The sequence below is a fragment of the Streptomyces sp. NPDC058157 genome, assembly GCF_042884105.1.
Classification (GTDB): domain Bacteria; phylum Actinomycetota; class Actinomycetes; order Streptomycetales; family Streptomycetaceae; genus Streptomyces.
The window spans coordinates 1-4,662 of record NZ_JBHVUQ010000334.1 but is presented as its reverse complement, the minus strand read 5'-3'; the positions used below and the strand labels follow the sequence as shown (position 1 = coordinate 4,662).

Below are 4,662 nucleotides of genomic sequence, written 5' to 3'. Positions count from 1 at the left end.
GGTGTACGTCGGCGGGTTCACAATGCAGCTGTGGTTTAAGACGGCCGACTCGGCCAAGTAGCCGCGACGGACGCGAGGGTGGCCCGGGACGTGTGTCCCGGGCCACCCTTCTCGCGTTCCCCTCCTGCGTACAGCACGGCCGCTGTACCGTGAGGTCCATGTCAAGACACGTCACCATCCGCCTGGACGAGGAGTTCCACGACCGCCTCAAGGCGCGCGCGGCGGCGTTGGGGACGACGGTCACCGCGCTGATCACCGAGGTCACGGAGCGCGAACTCGACGAGGACCGGAAGAACTTCCTGTCCGGGATAGAGGAGTTCGCGGATCACTGGGGCTACTTCCAGGAGCGGTTCGGCCATTGAAGATCACCATGGAGTGGGCCTGGACCGCACTGGCCCACCATCTGCCGTCGGACCCCGCCGTGTGGGACCCCTCGGGGGTGGCGGCCGCCGTCGCCCGGCACCAGAACGACCTGGTGCTGGTGCCCGAGCAGCCCGCCCCCGACACCGCCTGGCGGGCCGCCGCGTTCCTGCACACCCTCGCCGTCTGCCCGGCGCTGGAGTCCCCGATGAACGAGTTCTACGCGGCCGCGGCCACCCGCTCGTACCTGCGGGTGGCCGGGGCCAGGCAGCTGCCCTCGCCCGAGGAGCTCGGCGACCTGGTGGAGGACGCGAAGCTGGGCCGCGCGGACGTCGCCGCGGTGGCGCAGCAGCTGCGCGCCCTCATCGAGGAACCGGTCAGAAGGTGATCTTCCAGCTGTTGATGTAGCCGGTGTCCTGCGCCGCCACGTCCTTGACCTGGAGCTTCCAGGTCCCGTTGGCGACCTCGCTGGACGCGTTCACCGTGTAGCTCGCGACCACGTTGGCGGCGGAGTCCGAGCTGGAGGAGTTCTTCAGCCGGTACGCCGTGCCGTCCGGGGCGATCAGGTCGATCACCAGGTCACCGCGGTAGGTGTGGACGATGTTCACGTCGACCTTGGTGGTGGCGGGGGCGTTGCCGGTCACGCCGGAGACGGTGATCGGCGAGGTGGCCGCTGCGCCGGGGGAGTCCGGGACGGTGACGTCCGCGGTGTTCTCGAAGGACTTCCCGGGCGGGACCGGGGTGCCCGCGCCGAGGTTCCAGATCGCGTAGGCGATGGCGTCGGAGTTGCGGTCCAGGGCGGTGTCGTCGATGTTCGCCGTGGTGTCGCAGGAGGCGTGGTAGCAGGCGTCGAAGGCCTGGCCGACCGCGCCGCCCCACTTCTGGGCCTGGGCGGAGGTCTTGGTGTAGTCGGCGCCGGAGAACAGGCCCCCGACGGGTATGCCCGCGTTCTTGAACGGCGCGTGGTCGGAGCGGCCGTCGCCCTCGGTCTCGATCTCCGTGGGGATGTTCAGGCCCGCGAAGTACGTCTTGAAGGTCTGCTCGATGGTCGGGTCGTCGTCGTAGACGAAGTAGCCCGGGTTGGGCGAGCCGATCATGTCGAAGTTCAGGTAGCCGGAGATCTTCGACTTCTCCGCCGCCGGCAGGCTGTTGACGTAGTACTTCGAGCCGACCATGCCGAGTTCCTCGGCGCCCCACCAGCCGAAGCGCAGGTGCTTGGTGGGCTGGAGCTGCGCGCGCGAGACGGCCAGGGCCGTCTCCAGCACGGCCGCCGAGCCGGAGCCGTTGTCGTTGATGCCGGGGCCCGCGGTCACCGAGTCCAGGTGGGAGCCGGTCATCAGGACGGAGCCCGGGTCTCCGCCGGGCCAGTCGGCGATCAGGTTGTAGCCGGTGGCGCCGCTGGAGCTGAAGGTCTGGAGGGTGGTGGTGAACCCGGCCGCGTCCAGCTTGGCCTTCACGTAGTCGATCGAGGCCTTGTAGCCGGCCCGGCCGTGGGCGCGGTTGCCGCCGTTGGCGTTCGCGATCGACTGGAACTGCGACAGGTGCGCCTTGACGTTGGCCACCGGGATGTCGGGCGGGGTGGGCGCGGCGAGGGCGGCCGGCACGGCGGCGGGGGAGGCGGCCGGGGCGGCGCCGGGCGCGGAGGCGAAGGCGGCGGGGGCGGTGGTGGCGAACAGCCCGGCGACCGCGATCGCGGTCACGGCGGTCAGGCGCCGGGAGACGGACAGGCTCATGTGGGGGCTCCGGGATTCCGTGGGGGATGAACCGTCGGCAAAGGGGACGGAACGTGTGGGAATCGTGCAGGTGAGCGTTGGTGCGTCAGTGCGAGCCTGATGTTCAGTGAGAGCGTGACTGACCGTCAAGAGCGCAATCCGGTCAGATCCGTTCGGAATACGGACGATCCCCGGTGCGCGGGTGCGCACCGGGGACCGTGGGGGTGTATGGGGTGGGGGCCGGCCCCGGAGAGGGGCCGGGGAGGGGATTACGCGGGCTCGCGGCTCGGCGCCGGTGCGGAACCCGGCGGCACGGCCGCGGCCGCCGCCTCCGCTTCGGCCGCCGCGCCGGCCAGCCGGGCCCGGGAGCGGCGGGAGGTCCGCAGCGCGTCCCAGGTCAGCACGACCAGCGCGACCCACACCAGGCCGAAGCCGGCCCAGCGCTCGGGCGGCATCGCCTCGTGGAAGTAGACGACGCCGAGCGCGAACTGGAACACCGGCGCCAGGTACTGCAGCAGCCCCAGCGTGGACAGCGGCACGCGGATCGCGGCGGCCCCGAAGCAGATCAGCGGGATCGCGGTGACCAGCCCCGTCGAGGCCAGCAGCGCGGAGTGCCCGAGCCCCTGTGAGGTGAAGGTGGAGCGGCCCTCCACCCCCAGCCACAGCAGGTAGCCGAGGGCGGGCAGGAACAGCAGGGCCGTCTCGGCGGTCAGCGACTCCAGGCCGCCCATGGCCAGCTTCTTCTTGATCAGCCCGTAGGTGGCGAAGGAGCAGGCCAGGGCCAGCGAGATCCACGGCGGCCGCCCGTAGCCGACGGCCAGGACCACGACGGCGGCGAGGCCGACCCCGACGGCCGCCCACTGCGCCCGGCGCAGCCGCTCCCCGAGCACCAGCACGCCGAGCGCGATGGTGACGAGGGGGTTGATGAAGTAGCCGAGGCTGGCCTCGACGACGTGCCCGTTGTTGACCGACCAGATGTACAGGCCCCAGTTCACGCTGATCACGGAGGCGGCCAGCGCGGTCAGACCCAGCTTGCGGGGCTGGCGGACCAGCTCGCCGATCCAGCGCCAGCGGCGCAGCGCGAGGAGTGCGACGGCGACCACGGCCAGGGACCAGACCATGCGGTGCGCCAGGATCTCGATCGCCCCGGACGGCATGAGCAGGGGCCAGAACAGGGGGACCAGCCCCCACATCCCGTACGCGCCGAATCCGTAGAGCAAACCCGTGCGCTGCTCGTTGTCCGCCTTCACGGGACCTCCAGTGCGACTTCCGGCCAATCTCACAACCTCACGACGGTATCGCCGCGCGGGGCTGCTGTCATGCCCGTTCGGTGGAGATACTCATGACACTGCGGAGGGTCGCGGTGTCAGGCCAGCGCGGTGGTGATCGCCTCGGCGACCGGGGTGGTCGGCCGCCCGATCAGGCGCGCCAGGTCGCCGCTGGTCCCGGCCAGCCGGCCGCGCGAGATCGCCGCGTCCACGTCGACGAGGATCGCCGCGAACCCCTCGGGCACCCCGGCGCCGGTCAGGACGTCCAGGTGGGCGTCGCCCGGCACCGCGGCGTACGCGACCTCGCGCCCGGACTGCCGCGCCACCTCGGCGGCGTACTCGGCCAGGCTCCAGGCGGTGTCCCCGGAGAGCTCGTACACCCGGTTCAGGTGGCCCTCGCCGGTCAGCACCGCGGCGGCGGCCGCCGCGTAGTCGGCCCGCGCCGCCGAGGCGATCCGGCCCTCGCCCGCGCTGCCGACGACGGCGCCGTGCTGCAGGACGACGGGGAGCTGGGCGGTGTAGTTCTCGTGGTACCAGCCGTTGCGCAGGAAGGTGTAGGGGAGGCCGGAGTCGAGGATGGCCTGCTCGGTGACCTTGTGCTCGGCGGCGAGCTCGAAGTCGGCCTCGGGGCCGCCCAGGATGCCCGTGTAAGCGAGCTGGGCCACCCCGGCGGCCCTGGCCGCCCCGATCACGGCGGTGTGCTGCGCGACGCGGCGCCCGACCTCGCTGCCGGAGATCAGCAGGACCCGCTCGCCGGCCCGGAAGGCGCCGGCCAGGCTCGCGGGGTCGTCGTAGTCGGCGACGCGTACCTCGATGCCGCGGGCGGCCAGGTCGGCGGCCTTCTCCTCGCTGCGGACGACGACGGCCAGCTCGGCGGCGGGGACGCGGGTCAGCAGCTCCTCGACGACGAGACGGCCGAGGGCTCCGGTGGCTCCGGTGACGACGATGCTCATGATGCGCTCCTGTGGTGGGTGCGGGTGCATCACTATCGTACAGAAAGCGCTAACTTTTAGAAAGTGCACCCGCGCGCTGGGTGCGCCGGGTACGACGAAGCCCGGATCCCGTGGGACGGGATCCGGGCTTCGTGTCGGCTCGTGTCGGCTCAGCCGATGACGGTCCAGGTGTCGCTGCCGGCGAGCAGGGTCGCCAGGTCGCCCTTGCCGCGCTGGTCGACCGCCGTCTCCAGCTGGTCGGCCATGAGGGTGTCGTAGACGGGGCGCTCGACGTTGCGGAAGACCCCGATGGGGGTGTGGTGGAGGGTGTCGGGGTCGGCGAGGCGGGAGAGGGCGAAGGCCGTGGTGGGGGTGGCGGCGTGGGCGTCG

5 protein-coding genes and 1 pseudogene are annotated in these 4,662 nt (G+C 71.8%); 2 read left to right on the top strand and 4 right to left on the bottom strand.

From position 1 onward, the window contains the following. Positions 1 to 158 precede the first annotated feature (158 nt). On the top strand, positions 159 to 362 hold the full coding sequence (locus ACFVXK_RS37155; protein ID WP_237293031.1) for a ribbon-helix-helix domain-containing protein: 204 nt from the start codon (positions 159 to 161) through the stop codon (positions 360 to 362). Next, positions 359 to 748 carry a hypothetical protein gene (locus ACFVXK_RS37150; protein WP_358899455.1) on the top strand — a complete coding sequence of 130 codons (390 nt, stop codon included), beginning with the start codon at positions 359 to 361 and terminating at the stop codon, positions 746 to 748. The genes ACFVXK_RS37155 and ACFVXK_RS37150 overlap by 4 nt, the downstream gene beginning before the upstream one ends. On the opposite strand, the gene ACFVXK_RS37145 is transcribed toward ACFVXK_RS37150, so the two are convergent. The 4 genes and pseudogenes from ACFVXK_RS37145 to ACFVXK_RS37130 form a co-directional block, all read right to left on the bottom strand. Continuing rightward, complete coding sequence (locus ACFVXK_RS37145; RefSeq protein ID WP_389621355.1) at positions 738 to 2,093, bottom strand: M28 family metallopeptidase; 1,356 nt, start codon at positions 2,091 to 2,093, stop codon at positions 738 to 740. The two genes, ACFVXK_RS37150 and ACFVXK_RS37145, sit on opposite strands and share 11 nt — an antisense overlap. 248 nt (positions 2,094 to 2,341) lie before the next feature. Continuing rightward, positions 2,342 to 3,322 (bottom strand): EamA family transporter RarD, encoded by a 981-nt coding sequence (rarD, locus tag ACFVXK_RS37140; RefSeq protein ID WP_389621353.1) that lies wholly within the window; start codon positions 3,320 to 3,322, stop codon positions 2,342 to 2,344. 116 nt (positions 3,323 to 3,438) lie between these two features. Beyond that, positions 3,439 to 4,293 (bottom strand): SDR family oxidoreductase, encoded by an 855-nt coding sequence (locus ACFVXK_RS37135; RefSeq protein WP_389621350.1) that lies wholly within the window; start codon positions 4,291 to 4,293, stop codon positions 3,439 to 3,441. A gap of 149 nt (positions 4,294 to 4,442) precedes the next feature. After that, positions 4,443 to 4,662, bottom strand: a pseudogene (locus tag ACFVXK_RS37130) (2-oxoacid:ferredoxin oxidoreductase subunit beta); the annotation flags it as partial.